We start from the raw sequence: 23440 nt of genomic DNA on the forward strand, positions 1-23440 counted from the left end.
GTAACCGGCCTGGACCTTGCCGACGATCCGGGCCTTGCCGTCGACGAGGTCGACGACGACGCCGTCCTCGGCGATCACGATGTGGTCCTTCGGCACTCCGGTGAGCGCGCCCAGTTCGGCGTTGGCGCGCAGGTGGCGCCACTCGCCGTGCACCGGCATCAGGTTCTTCGGCTTGCAGATGTTGTAGAAGTACAGCAGCTCGCCGGCCGAGGCGTGGCCCGAGACGTGCACCTTGGCATTGCCCTTGTGGACGACGTTCGCGCCCCAGCGGGTCAGACCGTTGATCACGCGGTAGACCGCGTTCTCGTTGCCCGGGATGAGCGACGAGGCCAGGATGACGGTGTCTCCCTGGACGATGCGGATCTGGTGGTCGCGGTTGGCCATCCGGGACAGTGCGGCCATGGGCTCGCCCTGGGATCCGGTGCAGACGAGCACGACCTCGTGGTCCGGCAGGTCGTCGAGCGTCTTGACGTCGACGACGAGGCCGGCCGGGACCCGCAGATAGCCCAGGTCACGGGCGATGCCCATGTTGCGGACCATCGATCGGCCGACGAAGGCGACCCGCCTGCCGTACTCGTGGGCGGCGTCCAGGATCTGCTGGATGCGGTGCACATGGCTGGCGAAGCTGGCGACGATGATGCGCTTCTGCGCGTTGGCGAAGACCGTGCGCAGCACGTTGGAGATGTCGCGCTCCGGCGGGACGAAGCCCGGGACCTCGGCGTTGGTCGAGTCCGACAGCAGGAGGTCGATGCCCTCCTCGCTGAGCCGTGCGAAGGCGTGCAGGTCGGTGAGCCTGCGGTCCAGCGGGAGCTGGTCCATCTTGAAGTCGCCGGTGTGGACGACCATGCCCGCGGGGGTGCGGATGGCGACGGCCAGCGCGTCCGGGATGGAGTGGTTGACCGCGATGAATTCGCAGTCGAAGGGCCCGATGCGCTCGCGGTGGCCTTCGGTGACCTCCAGCGTGTAGGGGCGGATGCGGTGCTCCTGGAGCTTGGCCTCGATCAGGGCGAGGGTCAGCTTGGAGCCGATCAGCGGGATGTCCGGCTTCAGCCGGAGCAGGAACGGGACGCCGCCGATGTGGTCCTCGTGCCCGTGGGTCAGGACGATGCCCTCGATGTCGTCGAGGCGGTTCCGGAGGGTGGTGAAGTCCGGCAGGATCAGGTCGATGCCGGGCTGCTCCTCCTCGGGGAAGAGGACGCCGCAGTCGACGACGAGCAGGCGGCCGTCGTACTCGAAGACCGTCATGTTGCGGCCGATCTCGCCGAGACCGCCCAGCGGGGTGACGCGCAGTCCGCCCTTGGGAAGCTTCGGCGGTGCGCCGAGTTCGGGATGCGGATGACTCAAAAGACTCTCCTCACCACATACGCCACGTACCGCAGAGGCACGTGGCGTACATGACATTCGTGCACTTGCTGTTGTCAGTTTCCGGCCGGGTCCGGGTGTCGGCGGTGTGCCGTGGCGGTCGCGCCGGCCGGTTTCGCCTATTCAGTTGTGAAGTCTGTGTCCTTGAGCTGTACCCCGCCCGCGGCCAGGTCGAGCTTGAGCTGCCGGGTTTCTTCCGGGGAAAGGCCGACGAGCGGCAGCCGGAGCGGGCCGGCGGGCAGTCCCTGGAGGGTGAGCGCGGCCTTGGAGGTGATCACGCCCTGGGTGCGGAACATCCCGGTGAAGACGGGGAGCAGCTTCTGGTGGATCTCCGTCGCCTTCTGGACGTCGCCGCCGCGGTGGGCGTCGAGCAGTGCGCGCAGCTCCGGGGTGACGACGTGGCCGACCACGGAGACGAAGCCGACGGCGCCGACGGACAGCAGCGGCAGGTTCAGCATGTCGTCGCCCGAGTACCAGGCGAGACCGCTGCGGGCGATGGCCCAGCTCGCGCGGCCGAGGTCGCCCTTGGCGTCCTTGTTGGCGACGATCCGCGGGTGGGCGGCGAGGCGGACGATCGTCTCGGTGTCGATCGGGACGCCGCTGCGGCCGGGGATGTCGTAGAGCATGACGGGCAGTTCCGTCGCGTCGGCGATGGCCGAGAAGTGGCGGAACAGGCCCTCCTGCGGGGGCTTGTTGTAGTAGGGCGTCACGGCCAGCAGGCCGTGTGCGCCGGCGCGCTCGGCGGCGCGGGCGAGCTCGACGCTGTGGCGGGTGTCGTTGGTGCCGATGCCGGCGACGATGTGCGCACGGTCTCCGACGGCTTCCAGGACCGCTCGTACGAGCTGGTCTTTCTCCGCGTCGCTGGTGGTGGGCGACTCGCCGGTGGTCCCGTTGAGGATCAGACCGTCGTTGCCCACGTCCACGAGGTGGGCGGCGAGGCGCTGGGCGCCGTCGAGGTCGAGAGCGCCGTCCGCCGTGAAGGGCGTGACCATGGCGGTGAGGACCCGGCCGAAGGGGGTCTGCGGAGTGGAGATCGGAGCCATGGGTAACACGCTACTCGCTGCTCAGTGCAGGGTGTCCCCTCGGGGGACGTGACGTACGACGTGGCATGGGGAACCCGGCACTGCCTGCTCGGGGGTTCAAGCAGTGCCGGGCCCGTTTGATCAGCCTAGATGAACTTTACGAAACGCCGCAATACGGACACTTCGCCACAAGGTGCGCACACCTGTACCTACGGAGCGATCCGGCCGTTGGCGTTGAACGCCGCGTAGGTCAGCGGCATGAGCTTCGCCCAGTGCTGCTCCATCCTCTCGCCCACCATCTCGATCTCCCGCTGCGGGAACGAGGGCACCTTCGCGTCCTCGTGCTGGGTGCGCAGGCCGAGGAAGTGCATCAGCGAGCGCGCGTTGCACGTGGCGTACATGGACGAGAAGAGGCCGACCGGGAGCACCGCGCGGGCCACCTCGCGGGCGACGCCGGCGGCGAGCATCTCCTGGTACGCCTCGTACGCCCGGACGTAGGAGTCCTCCATCACCCGGCCGGTCAGCTCCTGCTGCGCCTCGGTGCCCTCGACGAAGACGTACTTGCCGGGGCGGCCCTCCTGGACGAGCTTGCGCTCGGCGCCGGGGACGTAGAAGACCGGGTCCAGCTCCCTGTAGCGGCCGGACTCCTCGTTGTAGGACCAGCCGACGCGGTGGCGCATGAACTCGCGGAAGACGAAGATCGGGGCGCTGATGAAGAAGGTCATCGAGTTGTGCTCGAACGGGCTGCCGTGCCGGTCCCGCATCAGGTAGTTGATGAGCCCCTTGGAACGCTCGGGGTCCTTCGAGAGCTCGTCGAGCGACTGCTCACCCGCGGTGGAGACCCGGGCGGCCCACAGCACGTCGGAGTCGCCGGCGGTGTGCTTCACCAGCTCGACCGTGACATCACTGCGGAAGCTGGGCTTGACGTTCTCTGCGGGGGTCTCGCTCACCGGCGGTCCTTCCAATTGCGTCGCTCGGGCGGCGACCACTCTACGGCGCGCCGGGAGAGGCGAGGGGCCCGGCAGGCGCCCCCAGGTGTCGTTGGGCCGATCCGGGGAATTCGGGCACCAAACGACGCGTATGCACGTCTGTACGGATAGAAGCGTTCCGCTGTGTACGGATGACAGCGTTCCGTCCCGAACCCCGCAAGGCCCGAATCCCGCAAGGAGAGTCCCTGATGTTCCGGCGCGAGGCCGTCCCGTTCACGTTCGTCGCCGAGGCCGACGCGTTCCGCAGCAATGTCGCTCCCCCGCCCAGGGAGCGGGCCAGTGCCTCGCAGGTGGTGGCGCGCACGATGATCGGGCTCACCGTGGTGGCCGGGCTCGTCGGCTCGCTGCTGCTCGGCATGCCCGCCCTGGAGTCGGGCACCTCCTCGCCGGGGCACTCGCAGTCGTCGGAGGCCTCGGACCGCCGCTGAGCCACCCCCATGGCCCCCCAGGGGTGGTCCCGTCCGGAGCACCTCGGTAGCCTCACCGGGCACAGCCGAATCAAGCGTGCTGGTGAGTGAGGATCGCTCGTGCCCCTGCCCTTCCTGACGGCCGACCGTGCTTTCGACGCGCAAGCGGACGACATCGCGCTGCCCTTCGACGACCACGACCGCTGGCGGCGCCCGTACCGCCCGGGGCCGTGGCGGGTCGGAGCCGCGGCGCTGGTGCTGCTGCTGGCGTCGTTCGTGCTGATGGCCTCCATGATCATCGCGTTCGCCGGGGCCCTGTCCGGCGCCGCCGTCTGCATGGCGCTCGGTGCGCTCATCGTCCTGGTGGCCCTGCGGCTGCTGCGGATGGGCACCTGGGTGAGCCGGCACGGGGTGCGGCGGGTCGCGTTCTTCACGACCTCGACCGTCGCCTGGAACCGCTCGACCGCGCTGCGGACGGTGCAGCAGCCGGTGCGCTGGCTCGGTCTGCCGCGCACGGTGCAGGGGCAGGCGCTGCTCCTGGTCACCCGTGACGGCAACCCCGTCCCGCTGATGACGGACCACGACGCCGACTTCCTGTCGCGCCTGGAGGCGTTCGACCGGGCGGCCGACACCGTCGAGGCGTGGGGCGCCGAGTACCGGGCCGGCTGACACCCCCGGCACCCGTACACACGAAGCGAAACGGACCGGTCCGGGCGGCTCACCGCCCGGACCGGTCCGTTTCGCATGCCCTCCGCGCCGCCGGACGGTCAGCCGGGGACGGGCTTGCCGTCGTGGAGTGCGATGGCCCGCTGCATAGCCCGCCGGGCCCGCGGCGTGTCACGGGCGTCGTGGTACGCCACGGCGAGCCGGAACCAGCAGCGCCAGTCGTCCGGGGAGTCCTCCGTCTCGGCGCGGCGCCTGTCGAAGACGGCGTCGGCGGAGTCCCGGTCGATCCGGCCGGCCGGGGTGCGGACGAGTTCGTCGACGGGCAGGCCGCCCTCCGCGTCCAGCTCCGCGGCGAGCTGGTTGGCGCGGGTGACGAACCGGGTGTTCTTCCAGAGGAACCAGACACCGATCACCGGCAGGATCAGCACCGCGGCACCGAAGACGACGGTGAGGGCGGTGCCCTGGCGGAGGAGCATCACGCCGCGGCTGCCGGCCAGGACGAAGTAGACGACCAGGACGGCCGCCGTGACGAAGTAGGTGATCTTTGCGCGCATCCGAGGTACCGGTCAGCCCAGGTCGAGGAAGTGCTCCAGGCCGAAGGTGAGGCCGGGAGCGGAGGTGACACGGCGGACGCCGAGCAGGATGCCCGGCATGAAGCTGCTGTGGTGCAGCGAGTCGTGCCGGATGGTCAGGGTCTCGCCCTCGCCGCCGAGCAGGACCTCCTGGTGGGCCAGGAGGCCGCGCAGCCGCACGGCGTGCACCGGGACGCCGTCGACGTCCGCGCCGCGGGCGCCGTCCAGGGCGGTCACCGTGGCGTCGGGCTGCGCGGCGAGCCCGGCCTGGGCACGGGCCGCGGCGATGAGCTGGGCGGTGCGGGTGGCGGTGCCCGAGGGGGCGTCCACCTTGTTCGGGTGGTGGAGCTCGACGACCTCCACCGACTCGAAGTACCGCGCCGCCTGCTGGGCGAAGGCCATGGTGAGGACGGCGCCGATGGAGAAGTTCGGCGCGATGAGCACACCGGTTCCCGGGGAGGCGGCCAGCGAGGTGTCGAGCTGCGCGAGGCGCTCGTCGGTCCAGCCGGTGGTGCCGACGACGGCGTGGATGCCGTGCCGGACGCAGAAGTCGAGGTTGCCCATCACGGACGCCGGGGTCGTCAGCTCCACCACGACCTCGGCGCCCGAGTCGACGAGCGACTCCAGCTTGTCGCCGCGGCCGAGGGCCCCGACCAGTTCCATGTCGTCGGCGGCCTCGACCGCCCGGACGGCTTCGGAGCCGATACGGCCCCTGGCGCCGAGGACGGCCACGCGCAGCTTGCTCATCGATGTGCTTCCTTACCGGTTAGGAGACCGCTTCGTGCAGGCGGTCGGCCTGCTTGTCCTTCAAGGGGCCGATGACCGACAGCGACGGACGCTGCCCCAGCACGTCCCCGGCCACCGCGCGCACCTCGTCGGGCGTGACCGCGGATATCCGGGCGAGCATCTCGTCGACCGACATCTGGGTGCCCCAGCACAGCTCGCTCTTGCCGATGCGGTTCATCAGCGCGCCGGTGTCCTCCAGGCCGAGGACCGTGGAGCCGGAGAGCTGGCCGATCGCCCGGCCGATCTCCTCGTCGGAAAGGCCCTCCGAGGCCACCCGGTCCAGCTCGCCTCGGCAGATCTTCAGCACGTCGTGGACCTGGCTGGGCCGGCAGCCTGCGTAGACGCCGAAGAGGCCGGTGTCGGCGAAGCCCGAGGTGTACGAGTACACGCTGTAGGCGAGGCCCCGCTTCTCGCGGACCTCCTGGAACAGCCGGGAGGACATGCCGCCGCCGAGCGCCGTGTTGAGCACCCCGAGCGCCCAGCGGCGGTCGTCGGTGCGGGCCAGGCCGGGCATGCCGAGGACGACATGGGCCTGCTCCGTCCGGCGGTTCAGGTGCTCCACCCGGCCCGCGGTGCGCAGGGCGCGCCGTCCGTCGCGGGGCGCGATCGGCACGGCGTCCGTGCGGTCGAGCGCGCCGGCGCGCTCGAAGGCGCGGCGGACCTGGCGCACGACCGTGGCGTGGTCGACGTTGCCCGCGGCCGCGACCACCAGATGGGTGGGGTCGTAGTGCTTGCGGTAGAAGCGGCGGACCCGGTCGGCGGTCAGGGCGTTCACCGTGTCGACGGTGCCGAGGACCGGGCGGCCCAGCGGGGTGTCGCCGTACATGGTGTGCGCGAACAGGTCGTGCACGCAGTCGCCCGGATCGTCCTCCGTCATCGCGATCTCCTCGAGGATGACGCCGCGCTCGGCGTCCACGTCCTCCTGGAGGATCAGCGACCCGGTGAGCATGTCGCACACCACGTCGATGGCGAGCGGCAGGTCCGTGTCGAGCACGCGTGCGTAGTAGCACGTGTACTCCTTGGCCGTGAACGCGTTCATCTCGCCGCCGACGGCGTCGATAGCGGAGGAGATGTCCAGCGCGGAGCGGCGGCGGGTGCCCTTGAACAGCAGGTGTTCGAGGTAGTGGGTGGCGCCGCCGAGGGAGGGCGTCTCGTCGCGGGAGCCGACGTGCGCCCAGATGCCGAAGGTGGCGGAGCGCACCGACGGCAGGGTCTCGGTGACGACGCGCAGACCGCCGGGCAGGACCGTGCGGCGGACGGTGCCGATGCCGTCCTTGCCCTTGAGCAGTGTTTGGGTACGGGCGACGGCCCGCGCCTCCGAGGAGGTGCGGGCCGTCGCCTGCGGACTACGGGACGTCACTTGTCGGTGCCCCCGGCGGAGCCGTCGTCCGATGCCGTCTTCTTCTCGTCGCCCTCTTCGCCCTCGACCACGGGGATGAGGGAGAGCTTGCCGCGGGAGTCGATCTCGGCGATCTCGACCTGGACCTTGGCGCCCACACCGAGCACGTCCTCGACGTTCTCCACGCGCTTGCCGCCGGCGAGCTTGCGGATCTGCGAGATGTGCAGCAGGCCGTCCTTGCCGGGCATCAGGGAGACGAACGCGCCGAAGGTCGTCGTCTTCACGACGGTGCCCAGGTAGCGCTCGCCGACCTCCGGCATGGTCGGGTTGGCGATGCCGTTGATCGTGGCGCGGGCGGCCTCGGCCTGCGAGCCCTGGGCGGCACCGATGTAGATGGTGCCGTCGTCCTCGATCGTGATGTCGGCGCCGGTGTCCTCCTGGATCTGGTTGATCATCTTGCCCTTGGGGCCGATGACCTCGCCGATCTTGTCCACGGGGATCTTGACGGTGATGATCCGCGGGGCGTTGGGGGACATCTCGTCCGGGACGTCGATGGCCTCGTTCATCACGTCCAGGATGTGCAGACGCGCGTCACGGGCCTGCTTCAGCGCGGCGGCCAGGACCGAGGCGGGGATGCCGTCGAGCTTGGTGTCGAGCTGGAGCGCGGTGACGAAGGTCTTGGTGCCGGCGACCTTGAAGTCCATGTCACCGAAGGCGTCCTCCGCACCGAGGATGTCGGTGAGGGCGACGTAGTGGGTCTGGCCCTCGATCTCCTCGGAGATCAGGCCCATGGCGATACCGGCGACGGGGGCCTTCAGCGGCACACCGGCGTTCAGCAGCGACATGGTGGAGGCGCAGACCGAGCCCATGGACGTCGAGCCGTTGGAGCCCAGCGCCTCGGAGACCTGGCGGATCGCGTAGGGGAACTCCTCGCGCGTCGGCAGCACCGGCACGATGGCGCGCTCGGCGAGCGCGCCGTGGCCGATCTCGCGGCGCTTGGGCGAGCCCACGCGGCCGGTCTCACCGACGGAGTACGGCGGGAAGTTGTAGTTGTGCATGTAGCGCTTGCGGGTCACCGGGGAGAGGGTGTCCAGCTGCTGCTCCATGCGGAGCATGTTGAGGGTGGTGACGCCCAGGATCTGGGTCTCGCCACGCTCGAACAGCGCCGAGCCGTGCACGCGCGGGATGGCCTCGACCTCGGCGGCGAGCGTACGGATGTCCGTGATGCCGCGGCCGTCGATGCGGACCTTGTCCTTGATGATCCGCTCGCGGACCAGCTTCTTGGTCAGCGCGCGGTAGGCCCCGGCGATCTCCTTCTCGCGGCCCTCGAAGGCCGGGAGGAGCTTCTCGGCGGCGAGCTCCTTGATGCGGTCGAGCTCGGTCTCGCGCTCCTGCTTGCCGGCGATGGTGAGCGCCTGGGCGAGCTCGCTCTTGACCGCGGAGGTCAGCGCCTCCAGGACGTCGTCCTGGTAGTCGAGGAAGACCGGGAACTCGCCGGTGGGCTTGGCGGCCTTGGCGGCGAGGTCGGCCTGCGCCTTGCACAGGACCTTGATGAAGGGCTTCGCGGCCTCGAGACCGGCGGCGACGACCTCCTCGGTCGGCGCCTCGGCGCCGCCCTTGACGAGCTCGATCGTCTTCTCGGTGGCCTCGGCCTCGACCATCATGATCGCGACGTCGCCGTCCTCCAGGACGCGGCCCGCGACGACCATGTCGAAGACGGCGTCCTCGAGCTCGGTGTGCGTCGGGAAGGCGACCCACTGGCCCTTGATCAGCGCGACACGGGTGCCGCCGATGGGGCCGGAGAAGGGCAGGCCGGCGAGCTGCGTGGAGCAGGAGGCGGCGTTGATCGCGATCACGTCGTAGAGGTGATCGGGGTTGAGCGCCATGATCGTCTCGACGATCTGGATCTCGTTGCGCAGGCCCTTCTTGAAGGAGGGGCGCAGCGGGCGGTCGATCAGGCGGCAGGTGAGGATCGCGTCCTCGGAGGGGCGGCCCTCCCGGCGGAAGAAGGAGCCGGGGATCTTGCCGGCCGCGTACATCCGCTCCTCGACGTCCACCGTGAGGGGGAAGAAGTCGAGCTGGTCCTTGGGCTTCTTGGAGGCGGTGGTGGCCGAGAGCACCATGGTGTCGTCGTCCAGGTACGCCACGGCGGAGCCGGCGGCCTGCTTGGCGAGGCGGCCCGTCTCGAAGCGGATGGTGCGGGTGCCGAAGGTGCCGTTGTCGATGACGGCCTCGGCGTAGTGGGTCTCGTTCTCCACTAGCGATGTCTCCTACGTTCGTCTTTTCGTCCGCCGCCCGTGTGGCGGCGGACCGTCTGCGGGAGAAGCGCCTTGTGTGCGGGCCGGTCTTCGATCGAAGCACCCGGTTCTGTGTCGTCCGGGGGCCACTACCGAGGACCGGCGGCGATCAGGCGTCTTCTCGCGCGCCGAATGGTGCGTTGTGTGACCAGACTAAGTGCCGTGCCGTACGTCGCGCACGCACAGACGCATGTACGGCAAAGGGAGCGGTCCCTGTCGGGAACCGCTCCCCTGCGTGCGAGCTACTTGGCGCCGCCGGCCGCACCGCGGCGGATGCCGAGGCGGTCGACCAGCGTACGGAAGCGCTGGATGTCCTTCTTGGCCAGGTACTGCAGAAGGCGGCGACGCTGGCCGACGAGGATCAGCAGACCACGACGGGAGTGGTGGTCGTGCTTGTGCGTCTTGAGGTGCTCGGTCAGGTCCGAGATGCGGCGGGACAGCATCGCGACCTGGACCTCGGGGGAGCCGGTGTCGCCCTCCTTGGTGCCGAACTCGCTGATGAGCTGCTTCTTCGTAGCGGCGTCGAGAGACACTCGGTACTCCTCATGATGTTCTGTGCGCCCGCGAGTGCCCCTGGTCTTGGTCTCAGGGGAGCTTCCGTGACTCGGAGGCGAAGGTCCGATGGGCGCGGATCCCAGAGGCACCGAGGCTTCCGGGAACGCGTACACAAACGGCCGTCGTACAGCGTACCAGCCCGGATCAGGAGGTCAGCGCGCGGATGGAGTGGTAGACGTCGAAGACGGCGAGGGTCAGCGGCACCAGCGTCAGCAGGACGAACGTCTCCGCGACCTCCAGGAAGCGGCCCCAGAAGGGGGTGACCCCCTTGCGGGGCACCACCAGGCCGATCGCGGTGATGACCGCGGCGACGCCGGCGATGGCGGCGGACAGCCAGACGGTGCGGATGTCCAGCGCGGTGCCGTCGCCCTTGAAGGCGGCCTGGATCATCTCCACCGGCGGGTTGAGGCACAGGCCGAGCCCGAGGAGCACCAGGGCGCCCAGCCCGGCGGCGAGGGCGCAGCCGACCTGCGCGGTGTAGCGGAAGAGGTGGGCGCGCATCAGCATGGCGACGCCGGTCGCGAGGGCGAGGAGCTGGCCCCAGACGCTGTCGGAGAAACCGAGCACCGCCGCGGCGCCGACGGCGACCAGGGCGCAGCCGCCGACCAGGCCGACCAGCAGCTCGTGGCCGCGGCGGGCCTGCGCGGCGATCCGGACGGCGTCCACCGGGCCCTGCTGCTGCTCGGGGTCGGAGCCGTAGCCGCCGGCGCCGGAGCGGGGCGGCTCGAAGCCGATCGGCAGGCGGGCGAAGCGGGTGGAGAGCCCGGGCAGGAAGGCGAGGAGCCCCACGGCGACCGGGGCGCAGACGGCGGCGGTCTCGGAGGGCCGCAGCTCGGTCAGGATGGCGACGAAGGTGACCAGCAGGCCGATGGCCGAGGCGAAGACGAAGGCGACGAAGGGGCCGTCGCCGGCCGGGGCCAGGATGGTGAGGACGACGGAGCACAGCAGGACGGCCGCGCAGGCGAGCAGGAACTGCAGCTTGCCGATGCCCTCGCCCTGGCCGAGCGGCAGCAGGCCGGCGCCGGCGACCCCGGCGTTCGCCATCGCACCGACGCCGAGCGCGACCGCGGAGCCGCGGTCGTCGTAGACCCGCACGCGCACACCGGCGAGCGCGAGCAGCAGGACGGCGGTGACCGCGGCAAGGATGCCGGGCAGCCCGTGCATGTCGTGGCGGGGGTCCGCCGACCAGAGCACGAAGGCGAGCAGCACCATCAGGACCGAGCCGCCGACGAGGCCGGCGCCGCGCATCAGCGCGTCGCTCCACAGGGTGCGGTCCTTGGCGACGGCGGAGGCGACCGCGTCGGACACGTCGTCGAAGACGGCGGGCGGCAGCGAGTCGGCGAAGGGGCGCAGCGAGAGCAGTTCGCCGTCGAGGATCCGCTGCGCGGACAGCGAGCGGCCGCCGTCGAGCACGGTGCCGTCCCGGCGCACCAGGTGGTAGCCGACGGGGGCGCCCTGCTCGGGGGTCTGGCCGGAGAGGCGCAGGATCTCCGGGTACAGGTCGGCGACGGCGATGTCCTCGGGCAGCGCGACGTCGACGCGGCCGTCGGGTGCCACCACCGTGACCCGGCAGAATCCCGTGCCGCCGCCGGACACGGTCGCGGGCGCGGACCGGGGTCCGCCGGTAGTGGCTGGGGCCGTCATACTCACCTGTTGCTTCCCCTCGTGGTGATCCTGGCCGGCTGGCCTGACAATGCGCTCCGAATGACCCTTTTTTTGCGGTAGTTCATGGCTGCGCAAATCCGTCGCGCCACCCTACCGCCCACCCGTCACTGCTGACGCAAGTAGGATCCCTGACCGCGGAGGGGGCCCGTCGCCACGGGGGCGCCGATAGGAAGTTTCCCTCCGCCAAGGGAATTGGTGAGCTGTGAGTCAGATCGTCGTCAAGCGCCCACCACGGGCCCTGCCGTCCGAAGTGCCCGGCGAGCAGGTGCAGCTGCAACCACCGCCCGAGCTGCCCCGCGGACAGCAGGAGGGCGCCCTGATGCAGCTCCTGCCGATGCTCGGCATGGGCGGTTCGGTCGTCTTCTTCTTCATGACGCCGAACCCGATCATGCGGATCATGGGCATGGTGATGATCGCGTCCACGGTCGCCATGGCCATCGCCATGCTCGTGCGCTACCGGCGCGGCACCCAGGGGCAGCTCGCCGACCTGCGGCGCGACTATCTGAAGTATCTGACGCAGACCCGCCGTTCCGTGCTGCGCACCGCTCACCTCCAGCGTGACGCCCAGTTCTATCTGCACCCGTCGCCCGAGCAGCTCTGGGCGCTGGTCGCCGAGGGCAGCCGGGTCTGGGAGCGGCGGGTGGCCGACGTCGACTTCGCGCAGGTGCGCATCGGGCTCGGCAGCCAGCAGCTCGCGACCCCGCTCATCGAGCCCGACACCGCGCCCGTCGACGAGCTGGAGCCGCTCACCGCGGGGGCGATGCAGCAGTTCCTGAACGCCCACGGCACGGTGGACAACCTGCCCATGGCGGTGTCGCTGCGGGCCTTCTACCACCTGACCGTCACCGGGGACGCCGAGTCCGCCCGGTCGGCGACCCGTGCCATGGTCGGCTCGCTGGCGGCGCTGCACTCCCCCGAGGACCTGGTCGTCGCCGTGGCGACGGCGACGACCGCGGCGCCCGGGTGGGAGTGGACGAAGTGGCTCCCGCACGTCCAGGACACCGGGCCCGGCGACGGGGCCGGCTCCCGCCGTCTGATCACCACGGACCCGCGCGAACTCCAGGACATGCTCGCCACCCGCCTGGAGGGCCGCCCGCGTTTCCAGGCCGGCGGCCACCCGCTCCTCGACCAGCCGCACATCGTGGTCGTGCTCGACGGTCAGTCGGTGCCGCAGGCGTCCGCGCTCGCCGCCCCCGAGGGCCTCCAGGGCGTGACCATCATCGAGGTGGTGCCCGGGGACCAGAACGGCCCGCGCGGCGGACTCTCGGTGACCGTGCACCCCGACTCGCTGCAGCTGGAGTCCGGGCACGGCCTCGTCTACGACGGTGCCCCCGACCGTCTGGGACTGGAGGCCGCCGAGGCTCTCGCCCGGCAGCTCGCGCCGCTGCGCATAGGAAGCGGCGGGGACGACGACGAACCGCTGCTCGCCAACCTCGACTTCACCGACCTGCTCAACCTCGGCGACGCCGCCTCCGTCGACGTGGCCCGCACCTGGCGGCCGCGCTCGCAGTCCGAGCGGCTGCGCGTGCCGATCGGCGTCGGCGAGGACGGCAGCCCCGTGATGCTCGACCTCAAGGAGGCCGCGCAGGAGGGCATGGGCCCGCACGGTCTGTGCGTCGGCGCCACCGGATCCGGCAAGTCGGAGCTGCTGCGCACCCTGGTGCTCGGCCTGGCCGTGACCCACTCCTCGGAGACGCTGAACTTCGTCCTCGCCGACTTCAAGGGCGGCGCCACCTTCGCCGGCATGTCGCAGATGCCGCACGTGGCCGCGGTCATCACCAACCTCGCCGACGACCTCACCCTGGTCGACCGCATGGGCGACTCCATCCGCGGCGAGCTCAACCGCCGGCAGGAGATGCTGCGCGACGCGGGCAACTACGCCAACATCCACGACTACGAGAAGGCCCGTGCCGCGGGCGCCCCGCTCCAGCCGATCCCCTCGCTGGTGCTGGTGATCGACGAGTTCAGCGAACTGCTGACCGCGATGCCGGACTTCATCGAGATGTTCGTGCAGATCGGCCGTATCGGCCGGTCGCTCGGCGTGCACCTGCTGCTCGCCTCGCAGCGGCTGGAGGAGGGACGGCTGCGCGGCCTGGAGACGTATCTGTCGTACCGGATCGGTCTGCGGACGTTCTCCGCCGCCGAGTCGCGCGCGGCGATCGGCGTGCCGGACGCGTACACCCTTCCCAACGTCCCCGGTTCCGGCTTCCTGAAGTACGGCACCGACGAGATGGTGCGCTTCAAGGCCGCGTACGTCTCGGGCGTCTACCGCACCAACCAGCACGCCGCCGTCCCCGGCGGTCCGCTGCCCGTCGACCGGCGCCCCGTCGTGTTCACCGCGGCTCCGGTGGCGGTCCGCTACGTCGAGCCCGCCGCGCAGCCCCGCGTCCCGGACGCGCGGGCACCGGAGGACGACGCGCTCGCCGACTCCGTCCTGGACGTGATCGTCCGCCGGCTGGAGGGCCGGGGCGCCGAGGCGCACCAGGTGTGGCTGCCCCCGCTGGACAACCCGCCGCCGCTGGACGAGATCCTGCCGGGGCTCGCCGGGGTGGAGGGCCGCGGACTCACCCAGCCCGGGTTCGAGGGCGCGGGCAAGCTGGTCGTCCCGCTGGGCGTCGTCGACAAGCCCTTCGAGCAGCGACGTGACGTGCTGTACCGGGACTTCTCCGGTGCGGCGGGCCACATGCAGATCATCGGCGGTCCGCAGTCCGGCAAGTCGACGCTGCTGCGGACGCTCGTGTCCGCGTTCGCGCTCACCCACACCCCGCAGGAGGTGCAGTTCTACGGGCTGGACTTCGGCGGCGGCGGCATGTCCTCCATCGCGGGCCTGCCGCACGTCGGCGGGATCGCCTCCCGGCTGGACCCCGAGCGGGTGCGGCGCACCGTGGCCGAGGTCTACGGCATCCTGTCCCGGCGCGAGGAGTACTTCCGCAGCGCCGGCATCGACTCCATCAACACCTACCGCAGGCTGCGCGCCCGGGGCGAGATCTCGACGACCGAGCAGCCGTGGGGCGACGTCTTCCTCGTCATCGACGGCTGGGGCAACTTCCGCAACGACTACGAGGGCCTGGAGTCCGCCGTGGTCGACATGGCGGTGCGCGGGCTCGGCTACGGCATCCACGTCATCCTCACCGCCTCGCGGTCGATGGACGTGCGGTCGAACATCAAGGACCAGCTGCTGAACCGGCTGGAGCTGCGGCTCGGCGACACCATGGACTCCGAGGTCGACCGCAAGCTCGCCGTCAACGTGCCGCAGGGGGTGCCCGGCCGCGGCCTGGTCCCCGAGAAGCTGCACTTCATGGCGTCCGTGCCGCGCATCGACAGCATCCAGTCGGACAGCGACCTCGCCGAGGCCACCGCGGCCATGGTGCAGGAGATCAGCCGCCACTGGACGGGGCCCACGGCGCCGAAGGTGCGGCTGCTGCCGCGCGAGTTCCCCGCACAGCAGCTCCCCGCCGGCTTCGCCGAGCCGCGGCGCGGGGTGGCGTTCGCGATCGACGAGAACAACCTGGAGCCGGTCTTCGTCGACTTCGAGCGCGACCCGTTCTTCCTGGTGTTCGGCGAGAGCGAGTCCGGCAAGTCGAACCTGCTGAGGCTGCTCATCAAGCAGATCACGGAGCGGTACGACGGGAACTCCGCGAAGTTCTTCGTGATCGACAACCGGCGCGCCCTGCTCGACGTCACCCCCGCCTCGCACCTCGCCGAGTACGTGCCCATGTCCAACAACATGGAGCACCATGTGGACGCCCTCGCGGAGCTGATGCAGCGCCGCGCGCCGTCCGCCGAGGTCACCGCCCAGCAGCTGCGGGACCGGAGCTGGTGGCAGGGGCCGGACGTGTTCGTGGTCGTCGACGACTACGACCTGGTCTCCACGTCGAGCGGCAACCCGCTGGCGAAGCTGGCGGAGATGCTGCCGTTCGCGCGGGACGTGGGCGTGCGCTTCGTCATCGCCCGCAGCTCGGCGGGCGCCGCCCGGGCGGGCTACGAGGCGTTCATGCAGCGCATGATGGAGCTCGGCGCCCAGGGCGTGCTGCTGTCGGGCGACCCGACGGAGGGTGATGTGCTCGGCGGCGTCCGGATGCGGCCGATGCCGCCCGGCCGCGGCGTCTTCATCTCCCGCCAGCGGGGGAACCCGCTGGTGCAGACGGGGTTGGTGCCGACGGAGTACTCGTCGTGACCGGGGCGGCCGCCCGCGAGAGGTTCGCGGGCGGCCGCCTTCGTGCGGGAGCCGGCCGTGGACGGCCCGGCCCGCACGGCGACGCGACGCGGGCCGTGAACGCCCCTTGCGGACCGTCACGGCCCATCGCATAGGTTGAAACCGGAATTCGAACGTCCATCGTTGTACGGGGGAAGGAGCCCTGCGAATGGCTTGGGACGAGTGGGACCAGCTGAAGGCATCGGCGGCCGACAAGGGGTCGGCGCAGATGCAGCTCAACGGCATACCGGACGAGGACAAACCCAACTCGGGCAACCCGAACGCAGGGGATCTGAGAGTCGACCAGCAGGATCTCGCCGCCATCGGCGACGAGGCCTTCAAGCTGTACAACCGGCTCTGGAAGGAGGCCCGGGTCACCAGCACGGACACCACGGCCAGCGACCTGTCCGGGCAGGGTTTCGCGCTCGGGGCAGCGCTGCAGCACGTGTCGACCCGCTGGGACAAGCAGCTGGGTTCCGTGATGGACGCCTGCGCGCTCATCTCCAACCACATGGACTACACCAAGAACGCCCACGCCGGGGACGAGGTCTTCATCGCCCGGCGGGTCAGCTCGATCCACACGCTCGACGCGGGCTTCGACGAGGCGTGGGCGGCGCCCGGGAAGCCCAACGGCATCTACGGCGAGAAGCCGAAGAAGGACGAGGACTGATGAACTTCGACGACCTTCATTCGGCGAACTTCAAGACGCTCGACGACACGGTCGGCGACTGGACGTCCATGATCACCAAGCTGGGCGAACTCAAGCGGGACGCCGACGACGGGCTTCGCAAGAAGGCGCTCAAGGCGAACTGGGCGGGCGACAACGCCACCATCAGCCGTGAGTTCGTCGGCAAGACGGCCGGGGAGTTCGGCGACGCGGTGACCCAGGCGACCTCGATCCGCGACATCATGCGGGACACGAGGGACGAGCTCAAGACGCAGCAGCGGCTGCTCAAGGAGGCCGTCGAGCGCGGCCGGGGCAAGCATCTGTCGGTCACCTCGTCCGGCGGCGGATTCACCGTCCGGGAGAACCCGGACCAGAAGGCGCCCGGCGGGCAGGAGGACGTCACCGGCCTCCGCAACGAGCTCCAGGGGATCCTGGACAAGGCCACCGAGATCGACACCACGGCCTCCACGTCGCTCAAGGCGCTCGTCGACCTCACGGACCACGGGTTCTCCGACGCGGTGTACAAGGACCGTGACTCGGCGACCGCGGCGATCAAGGACGCCGAACGGCTGGCCGCCATCGCGAAGAAGAAGCCCGAGGACCTCACGCCCGCGGACTTCGACGCGCTCAACAACGGTCTGAAGACGCACGCCGGCGACCCGATCTTCGCCGAGCACTTCGCGGACAAGCTGGGGGCCAAGGGCACACTCGACTTCTGGGCGGGTCTCAACGACCCGCGTCTCGCCTACGAGGTCGGCTCCGAAAGGGTCGAGAAGTACGGCGAACTCCAGAAGAACCTGAGCCTGACCCTCGCCCAGGCCACCCAGGCGGACACCCCCGAGATGTCCCGCTGGAAGGTGGACATGGTGAACCTCGGGGACCAGCCGGTCTCCAAGAACGGCTCCACCATGGGTTTCCAGGTGATGAGCAACCTCATGCGGTGGGGCGACTACGACGACCGCTTCCTCACCGACTACGGCAGCAAGCTCATCGAGACCGAGAAGAAGCTGACCGACAACGGCCGGCACGAGCCCATGGCCTGGCACCAGATGGGCATGGACCCCATGCTCAACCGGACGGGCACGGACTCGGGCGGCGACCCGATGACGGGCTTCATGAAGGCGCTCGCCAACAGCCCCGGCGCGGCGACGGACTTCTTCAACGCCGACTTCGTCACCAAGGACGAGGACCACGAGTTCGAGCGGGACACCGACGGCAACGGCAAGAACGGCAAGGTCGGACTCAGCAACTTCGAGTACCTCTTCGAGGAGCGGGACTGGCCTCAGGACAGGGACGACAAGGGCGAGGAGAGCATCACCGGCCGCAACAACCTCGCCATGGCGCTGGAGGCGGCCACGACCGGGCACCCGGCGGGGCAGATGCCGACGGAGGACACGCCTCCGCACTCGCCGGAGCAGGCCCGGCTCATGTCGGACATCGTCGCGTCCGTCGCGGACGACCCCAAGCGGCTCACGGACCACTCCTACATGTCCGACAGCATCGGGCAGATCACCTCGGAGTATCTGCCGGACATCAACCGCGCGATGGCGGACGACCCGCACGGCAACACCGAGAAACTCTTCCCGCTCGTCGGCACCCAGGCCGATCTCAACCACCAGGACGTCAACGCCCTGCTGATCACCGTGGGCCAGAGCCCCGACGGCTATGCCGCCGTCGAAGTCGGCCAGAAGGCCTACATGGCCGGCCTCCTGGACTACCACCTCAACCCGGACCTGCCCGCCGACCAGCGGTATCCGCATTCGCCGCAGGAGACCGTCGAGGCGATCACCCGTCGTTCGGGGGAGGTCAGCGGTTCGCTCGCCATCGGCATGCAGGAAGCCGTGCTGGGCGACGCCTCCAAGGAGGCGAAGGAGTTCTCCGACTCGGTCTCCCAGCAGAAGAACGCCTGGTCCGGGGCGATCGGGACGGGCATCGGCGTGGGCGTCAGCTTCATCGCCACGCCTGTGGGCGGAGCTGTCGCGGGCGGTGTGGCGAGCACGGTCACCGGCATGGTCCTGGAGCACATCTTCCAGCAGTCCGAGACCGACGTCCTGACCGAGGCGAGTCAGGACGCCGGCGAACTCTGGGAGAAGAGCCGGGACATGAACGCCGAGCAGAACCAGCTCGCCGCGATCAGGGCCGCCGAGGCCCACGGCGTCGACTACCGGGACCAGATCGCCGACTGGGCCCTGACCGGGCGCGACAACGGGTTCAACGACGCCGCGGTGAACGCCCGGCACATGGCGGACCATCTGACGACGGAGGTGCCCGCATCATGAGCTCGCCCCACGCCCCGACCGCCTCCGCACCGGATCGGACCGCGCGCCGCGGCCGTGTCCGCCGCGTCGCGGGAGCCGCTGTGGTCGCCGCCTCCCTCGCGCTGGCGGGGACCGCCTGCTCGGGCGACGCGGAGAAGCGGTCCTTCACCGTGCCGTCGGACCTGTGCGGAACACCGGTGCCCACGGCGGCCCTGGACCCGGTGCTGCCGACGAGCGGCGAGAAGCTGACGGCCGACGCGGAATCGCAGGAGGTCGGGGACACGCACTGCCGCGTCGCCGTCGACGGCGAGAGCGTGCTGAGTGTCTTCTCCGAACGGCGGGCGGACCCGTCGGTGGCGAAGGTGGCCCGGGGCAACCCGCACATGGACCTCTCCGAGCACACCAGCGAGGACGGTACCTATATGTGGTCCGGCCAGGGGGGTGTGCGCAGCATCGCGTGCCCGGCCGTCTCGAAGGACCATCCGGACCGGGGCCACGTGTTCGTCCGGGTGCTCATCTACGACGAGAAGCGTGCCGACGCCGACGCGGCGAAGGACCTCGTACTCGCCGTCGCGAAGTCCGTCGCCGCATCGGAGGAGTGCACCTCCGGCGCGTAGGGACCGTGTCCCGCGCCGGACACACCAGGGGGTGGGCACCCCTCGCGCGTGCCCACCCCTGTGCGGTGTCCCGAAGCGTCCGGCCGAGGCCGGGAACGGATCAGGCGAAGTAGCTGGCGGCCTTCTTGTCGCCGCCCATGTAGTCGCCGCCCGCGTTGGCCACGACCTGGCCGATCTGCATCAGGGCCTTGTGGATGTCGGCGGCCTCCTTGTCCCACTTCACCTGCTCCTGGACGTACGCGTTGTGCGCCTCGCCCTCCCAGCCGGCGGCGACGGTGGCCATGGCCGTCTTGATCTCCCGAAGGTCCTCTTCGAGCTTCTTGGCCTGGTTGCCCAGCGTGGTCGCCGCCACGTCGAGGCCGTCGTACTTGACGACGAGCTCGTCGCCGGAGTTCATGCCCATGATTCCCTCATCTCACGTTGTGTGGTCACCCGGCGGGCCTCCGCCCGGGTGGAGTGCGCCCAGCGGGCTCTAGAGGCCGGCGAGACCGGACTTGGGAGCGGCGTTGGTGCCGACGCCGAGGTCGACGTTGATCGCCTGCACGGCGGCGCGGACGTCGTCCTCGGTGCCGTCCTTGATCTTCCGCGACTGGCTCATGGCGTCGAGGAACTTCGCCAGGATGTTGCCGAGGCGCACCATGGAGGTGTTGATCTCCTGCTGCTTCGAGTTGAAGGCCCCGGCGCCGATGCCCTTCCACTGACCCTCGAGGCTGTCGATCGTGCCCTGGATCTGGGTGAGCTGGCCCTTGATCGAGTTGAACTTCTCGAAGAGCTGCTTCTCGAGCTGGATGACTTGCTGGTCTGAAAGCCGCTGGCCCTGAGACACGATGGGGTTCCCTTCTGAACTTCTTGGGTTACTGGCTGGTCGTGCCGTACCCCGGATGCCGGCGTGCGGCACGACCGTGAGGTGAAGGTCCGAACGGGCCTGGCCGGCCCGGCCGTTCCGTCAGGCGCTGCGGCGCTTGCGTACGACGGCGAACGCTCCGCCCGCGAGCACCACGACAGCGGCGGCGGCGCCGATGGCCCAGACCGGCAGGCCGCTGTCGTCCGACTCCGCACCGGAGCCTGCCACGACGGTGTCGTCACCGGACGTGTCCGCCGGGGCTTGTGACGAAGCTGGTGCAGACGGGTCGGGTGTGGCGGACGAGGCGTCGCCGCCGGCGGTGCCTTCCTTGCCGCCGACCCTGGTGTTGGTCAGCGGGCTCATGTCCGGGTCACCGGGCTCGCCCACACCGCGGTTGATGTGCGCACCCGGCCGGACGATGCCGTGCCCGAGGTAGTTGCTGACCGTGCCTTCCTTCCAGTCCTCGCCGCGTCCGGCGGACTCGAACATGACACGGAGGACCTGGTTGGCCGTCCAGTCGGGGTTCTTGGACCAGATGAGGGCGGCGGAGGCGGAGGCGAGTGCGGTGGCATAGCTGGTGCCCTCACCGACGCAGTAGCTCCGCAGGTTCTTGTCGCACCACTCGGGAACGTCGGAGCCGGGAGCGGCGATGTCGATGAAGTCGCCGTGGGTGGAGTAGTTGGCGACCTTGCCGTCCTTGCCCGTGGCACCCACCGCGACAGCCGCCGGGTAACCGGCGGGGTACTGGATCTTGTTGACCTCGTCGGCGTTGTTGCCGGCTCCCGCGAAGAGCAGCTTCCCCTTGGCCTGGGCGTACTCGACAGCCTGTCGGATCGGCGAGCTGTAGAAGTCGCTGGCCATCGAGACGTTGATGATCTGGGCGTCGCTGTCCGCAGCCGCCTTGATCGCGTCTCGCATGTCGAAGGCGTTCACCTTCTCGTTGTTCTGCAACTCGGTGTCGCTGACACGGTAGGACATCACCTTGGCGCCGGGCGCGAGGCCTTTGATTCCACCACCGGCGCCGGTACCGGCGATGAGTTCGGCGATCGTCGTTCCGTGGCCGGAGTAGTCGTCCGCCTCGTCGCCTGATGCCTCCGCCACATCGAGGCCCTTCAGGACTTGGCCCTTGAGGGACGAGGTGTCCGGATTCACGCCGCTGTCGATGACGACGATCTTCATGCCCTCGCCCGTCGAGGTCTTCCAGATCTCCTCGGCGTTCATGGCGTCCAGATACCACTGATTCGCCTGGGCGTCGGCCGCGTGGGCCACCGGGGCGGTGCCGGCGAAGCCCGCCGTCAGCACGGCCAGCGCAGCGGCGGTGCCGAGGCTGCGCCGCCGCGTCGAGCGGGCCGTCATCGTACGTGCCGTCATTCTTTGCTTCCGAGCCTTCCCGTGGTCAGCCGATCACCGGCGGGACGGGGCCGCGCCGGTGATTCGTCCTGGTCTCTTCGTCTTCGGTCGGGTGGTCGGAGCGCTGGTCGCCGCCCCGCGCATCGGTGGGCCGGGCACCGGCAGCGCGCGGGGTGCCGACGACACCGTTCGCGCTGGGCGTGCCCCGGCCCGCCGGCTTGGCGGGACGGTTCTGGGTGTTGGCGCCCACCACGCCCGCCTGGCTGGGACGGCCGGTCGCCGGGCGTCCGGTGGTCCGGGAGTCCCCGCCGATGACCGTGCCCCGGGGAAGCTGCGAGCCCGCGCTCTTGCCGGTGGTGCGCTGCGGCGTGCCGCCGACGATTCCGTTGGGACGGCCGGCGGTCGGCGAGGCCGGTCCCTTGCGGCCGTTGGCGGACTGTGCCGGGCCGCCGCCGACGGGACGTCCCGTGATCGGTGACTGGCTGCGGCTCGTGGCGGGGTTCTGGCGCCCGGCACCGGGCACCCCGGGACCGCCGCCGGGGCGGCCGACCATCGGTGACTGGCTGCGGCCGGTGGCGGGCGTCTGACGGTTCTGGCCACCGCCGGGCATGCCCGGGCCACCCGGGCGCCCCACCATCGGCGACTGACTGCGGCCGGTGGTGTTGGAAGGGCCCGTGGTCGTCGGTGTCATCGGCCTGCCGTATCCCTGGGCGGTGCGCCCCGTCTGCTGGGAGGGACCGGGCACCCCTTCCCGTCCGACCGGCTTGAACGTCCTGGCGTTGGCCGTGGTGGGGCCGGTGGAGCGCCCGGGCGGGCCGAACGCGGTGATCGGCGGTCCGGCGACCGGGCCGGTGGTGGGGTTGGTCGTGGTCACGACGGGCTGCGACTGGCTGGGATTGGTGGTCGTCGGCGGGGGCGCCGTGGTGACGTTGTCGATCTTCATCGCAGTGTCGGTGACGGCGTCCACCCTGCCGGGAGTCCCGGGGCGCTGGACGGTGTCCCTCTCGCCGGACTCGCCGGTGGAGACGAAGGCGGACGAAGGCTGCGTCGAACGGGCTCCGGCGTAATCGCCGTCACCCCCGCTCCCGTTCTTCACACCGCCCGCAGGCTGCGGCACCGCCGCCCTGAACCCCTCCGGCGGCTTCGGCATCTCCTGGCCCGCCAGCGTCCCCTCCGACACCGCGTAGAACGACGCCAGGCGGTTCATCTGGTTGATGGCCTCCTGCCGGTTCTTCTCGACCTGGAGGGCCTTCTGGTAGTCGGGGTTGTCGGCCGTCTGCTCCGGGACCGCGAAGTCCTTGGCGTCCTTCTTGATCACGCGGTCGTCGCGCGGCGGACGGGAGTTGCGGACGGAGGCGAGGCCCTCGCTGGCCACCTTCATCTGGGTGCCCGCGGCGTTGGCCATCTTGGCGATCGCCCACGCGTAGCTGACGACCTCGGCTCCGTAGCGGCGGAACTCCTCCGCGCCCTCGCCCTCCCAGTTGACGTCGCCGACGGTCTTCGCGAGGTCCTCGGCGGCCCGGTTGATGTCGGCGTTGGCCTTCACCAGGGCTTCGCTCGCGCCCTCCAGGTGCTCCGGGTTGGCGCTCTCCAGGAAGTCGAGCATCACGTTGAGCTTGAAGCCGTCGAAGGCGGTGGAGCCGAAGACGCTGCCGTTGGAGCCGATGCCGAACAGGCCGCCGAACATGTCCGGCAGGCGCTCCAGCATGTCGGTGGCGGCGAACTGGCCCTCGATCTGCTCCTGCTGCTCGGTCTGCTCCTGGACGTGCTGCTCCGCCGTCAGGGGCTTCTCGGTGCCGGGCGCGGGCTGGGTGCCCGGGGCGGGCTGCTTCTCGTCACTCATCACTCA

General features: G+C 70.3%; 19 protein-coding genes (1 of these 19 running past the window's edge). 6 read left to right on the top strand and 13 right to left on the bottom strand.

Going from position 1 to position 23440, the window contains the following annotated elements:
- The 3 genes from JE024_RS09700 to thyX form a co-directional block, all read right to left on the bottom strand.
- Positions 1-1344, bottom strand: the 5' portion of a protein-coding gene (locus JE024_RS09700; protein WP_205373196.1) for a ribonuclease J. It extends 342 nt beyond the left edge of the window; 1344 of the gene's 1686 nt are visible here — the first part of the coding sequence; it begins with the start codon at positions 1342-1344; its stop codon lies off the left edge, out of view.
- A gap of 137 nt (positions 1345-1481) precedes the next feature.
- A complete protein-coding gene (gene dapA, locus JE024_RS09705) occupies positions 1482-2405 on the bottom strand; it encodes a 4-hydroxy-tetrahydrodipicolinate synthase (RefSeq protein WP_205373197.1) in 924 nt (307 codons plus the stop codon).
- 188 nt (positions 2406-2593) lie between these two features.
- Positions 2594-3334 carry an FAD-dependent thymidylate synthase gene (gene thyX / locus JE024_RS09710; RefSeq protein ID WP_205373198.1) on the bottom strand — a complete coding sequence of 247 codons (741 nt, stop codon included), beginning with the start codon at positions 3332-3334 and terminating at the stop codon, positions 2594-2596.
- A gap of 227 nt (positions 3335-3561) precedes the next feature.
- Here thyX and JE024_RS09715 point away from each other — a divergent pair, with 227 nt between their 5' ends.
- Together JE024_RS09715 and JE024_RS09720 are read left to right on the top strand one after the other, a co-directional pair.
- Complete coding sequence (locus JE024_RS09715) at positions 3562-3801, top strand: hypothetical protein (RefSeq protein WP_205373199.1); 240 nt, start codon at positions 3562-3564, stop codon at positions 3799-3801.
- Between the two features lie 99 nt (positions 3802-3900).
- Positions 3901-4449 carry an SCO5741 family PH domain-containing membrane protein gene (locus JE024_RS09720; protein WP_205373200.1) on the top strand — a complete coding sequence of 183 codons (549 nt, stop codon included), beginning with the start codon at positions 3901-3903 and terminating at the stop codon, positions 4447-4449.
- A gap of 98 nt (positions 4450-4547) precedes the next feature.
- Here JE024_RS09720 and JE024_RS09725 read toward each other — a convergent pair whose 3' ends face one another.
- The 6 genes from JE024_RS09725 to eccD form a co-directional block, all read right to left on the bottom strand.
- Positions 4548-5000, bottom strand: a complete 453-nt coding sequence (locus JE024_RS09725) for a tetratricopeptide repeat protein (protein ID WP_205373201.1) — start codon at positions 4998-5000, stop codon at positions 4548-4550.
- A 12-nt stretch (positions 5001-5012) separates the two neighbouring features.
- Positions 5013-5765 (bottom strand): 4-hydroxy-tetrahydrodipicolinate reductase, encoded by a 753-nt coding sequence (gene dapB, locus JE024_RS09730; protein WP_205373202.1) that lies wholly within the window; start codon positions 5763-5765, stop codon positions 5013-5015.
- A gap of 19 nt (positions 5766-5784) precedes the next feature.
- Positions 5785-7164: a M16 family metallopeptidase gene (locus JE024_RS09735; RefSeq protein ID WP_205373203.1), complete on the bottom strand. Its 1380-nt coding sequence runs from the start codon at positions 7162-7164 to the stop codon at positions 5785-5787.
- Positions 7161-9401 (bottom strand): polyribonucleotide nucleotidyltransferase, encoded by a 2241-nt coding sequence (locus tag JE024_RS09740; protein ID WP_205373204.1) that lies wholly within the window; start codon positions 9399-9401, stop codon positions 7161-7163. The genes JE024_RS09735 and JE024_RS09740 overlap by 4 nt, the downstream gene beginning before the upstream one ends.
- Before the next feature lie 281 nt (positions 9402-9682).
- A complete protein-coding gene (gene rpsO, locus JE024_RS09745) occupies positions 9683-9973 on the bottom strand; it encodes a 30S ribosomal protein S15 (protein ID WP_205373205.1) in 291 nt (96 codons plus the stop codon).
- Positions 9974-10139: 166 nt separating this feature from the next.
- The gene (gene eccD, locus JE024_RS09750) at positions 10140-11639 is read right to left on the bottom strand and encodes a type VII secretion integral membrane protein EccD (protein WP_372449788.1); all 1500 of its coding nucleotides are present in this window, start codon (positions 11637-11639) and stop codon (positions 10140-10142) included.
- Between the two features lie 223 nt (positions 11640-11862).
- Between eccD and eccCa the strand changes: the two genes are divergently transcribed.
- From eccCa to JE024_RS09770, 4 genes are all read left to right on the top strand, one after another.
- Positions 11863-15837: a type VII secretion protein EccCa gene (gene eccCa / locus JE024_RS09755; RefSeq protein WP_205373207.1), complete on the top strand. Its 3975-nt coding sequence runs from the start codon at positions 11863-11865 to the stop codon at positions 15835-15837.
- A gap of 187 nt (positions 15838-16024) precedes the next feature.
- Positions 16025-16525, top strand: coding sequence for a hypothetical protein (locus JE024_RS09760; RefSeq protein WP_205373208.1), 501 nt, complete (start codon positions 16025-16027; stop codon positions 16523-16525).
- The gene (locus JE024_RS09765) at positions 16525-18801 is read left to right on the top strand and encodes a DUF6571 family protein (RefSeq protein WP_205373209.1); all 2277 of its coding nucleotides are present in this window, start codon (positions 16525-16527) and stop codon (positions 18799-18801) included. The genes JE024_RS09760 and JE024_RS09765 overlap by 1 nt, the downstream gene beginning before the upstream one ends.
- A complete protein-coding gene (locus JE024_RS09770; RefSeq protein ID WP_205373210.1) occupies positions 18798-19397 on the top strand; it encodes a hypothetical protein in 600 nt (199 codons plus the stop codon). Before JE024_RS09765 ends, JE024_RS09770 begins: the two co-directional genes overlap by 4 nt.
- A 100-nt stretch (positions 19398-19497) precedes the next feature.
- Here the strand turns inward: JE024_RS09770 and JE024_RS09775 are convergent, their stop codons facing one another.
- The 4 genes from JE024_RS09775 to JE024_RS09790 form a co-directional block, all read right to left on the bottom strand.
- Entirely contained in the window at positions 19498-19800 is a 303-nt protein-coding gene (locus JE024_RS09775; RefSeq protein WP_147988414.1) for a WXG100 family type VII secretion target, read from the bottom strand.
- Between the two features lie 69 nt (positions 19801-19869).
- Positions 19870-20223 carry a WXG100 family type VII secretion target gene (locus tag JE024_RS09780; protein WP_205373211.1) on the bottom strand — a complete coding sequence of 118 codons (354 nt, stop codon included), beginning with the start codon at positions 20221-20223 and terminating at the stop codon, positions 19870-19872.
- Positions 20224-20343: 120 nt separating this feature from the next.
- Positions 20344-21612, bottom strand: a complete 1269-nt coding sequence (locus JE024_RS09785) for a S8 family serine peptidase (protein ID WP_244882734.1) — start codon at positions 21610-21612, stop codon at positions 20344-20346.
- Between the two features lie 25 nt (positions 21613-21637).
- The gene (locus JE024_RS09790; protein ID WP_205373212.1) at positions 21638-23434 is read right to left on the bottom strand and encodes a YML083C domain-containing protein; all 1797 of its coding nucleotides are present in this window, start codon (positions 23432-23434) and stop codon (positions 21638-21640) included.
- Positions 23435-23440 lie beyond the last annotated feature (6 nt).

Origin of the sequence: Streptomyces zhihengii, from assembly GCF_016919245.1 — a bacterium.
In the GTDB taxonomy this organism is placed as follows: Bacteria; Actinomycetota; Actinomycetes; order Streptomycetales; family Streptomycetaceae; genus Streptomyces; species Streptomyces zhihengii.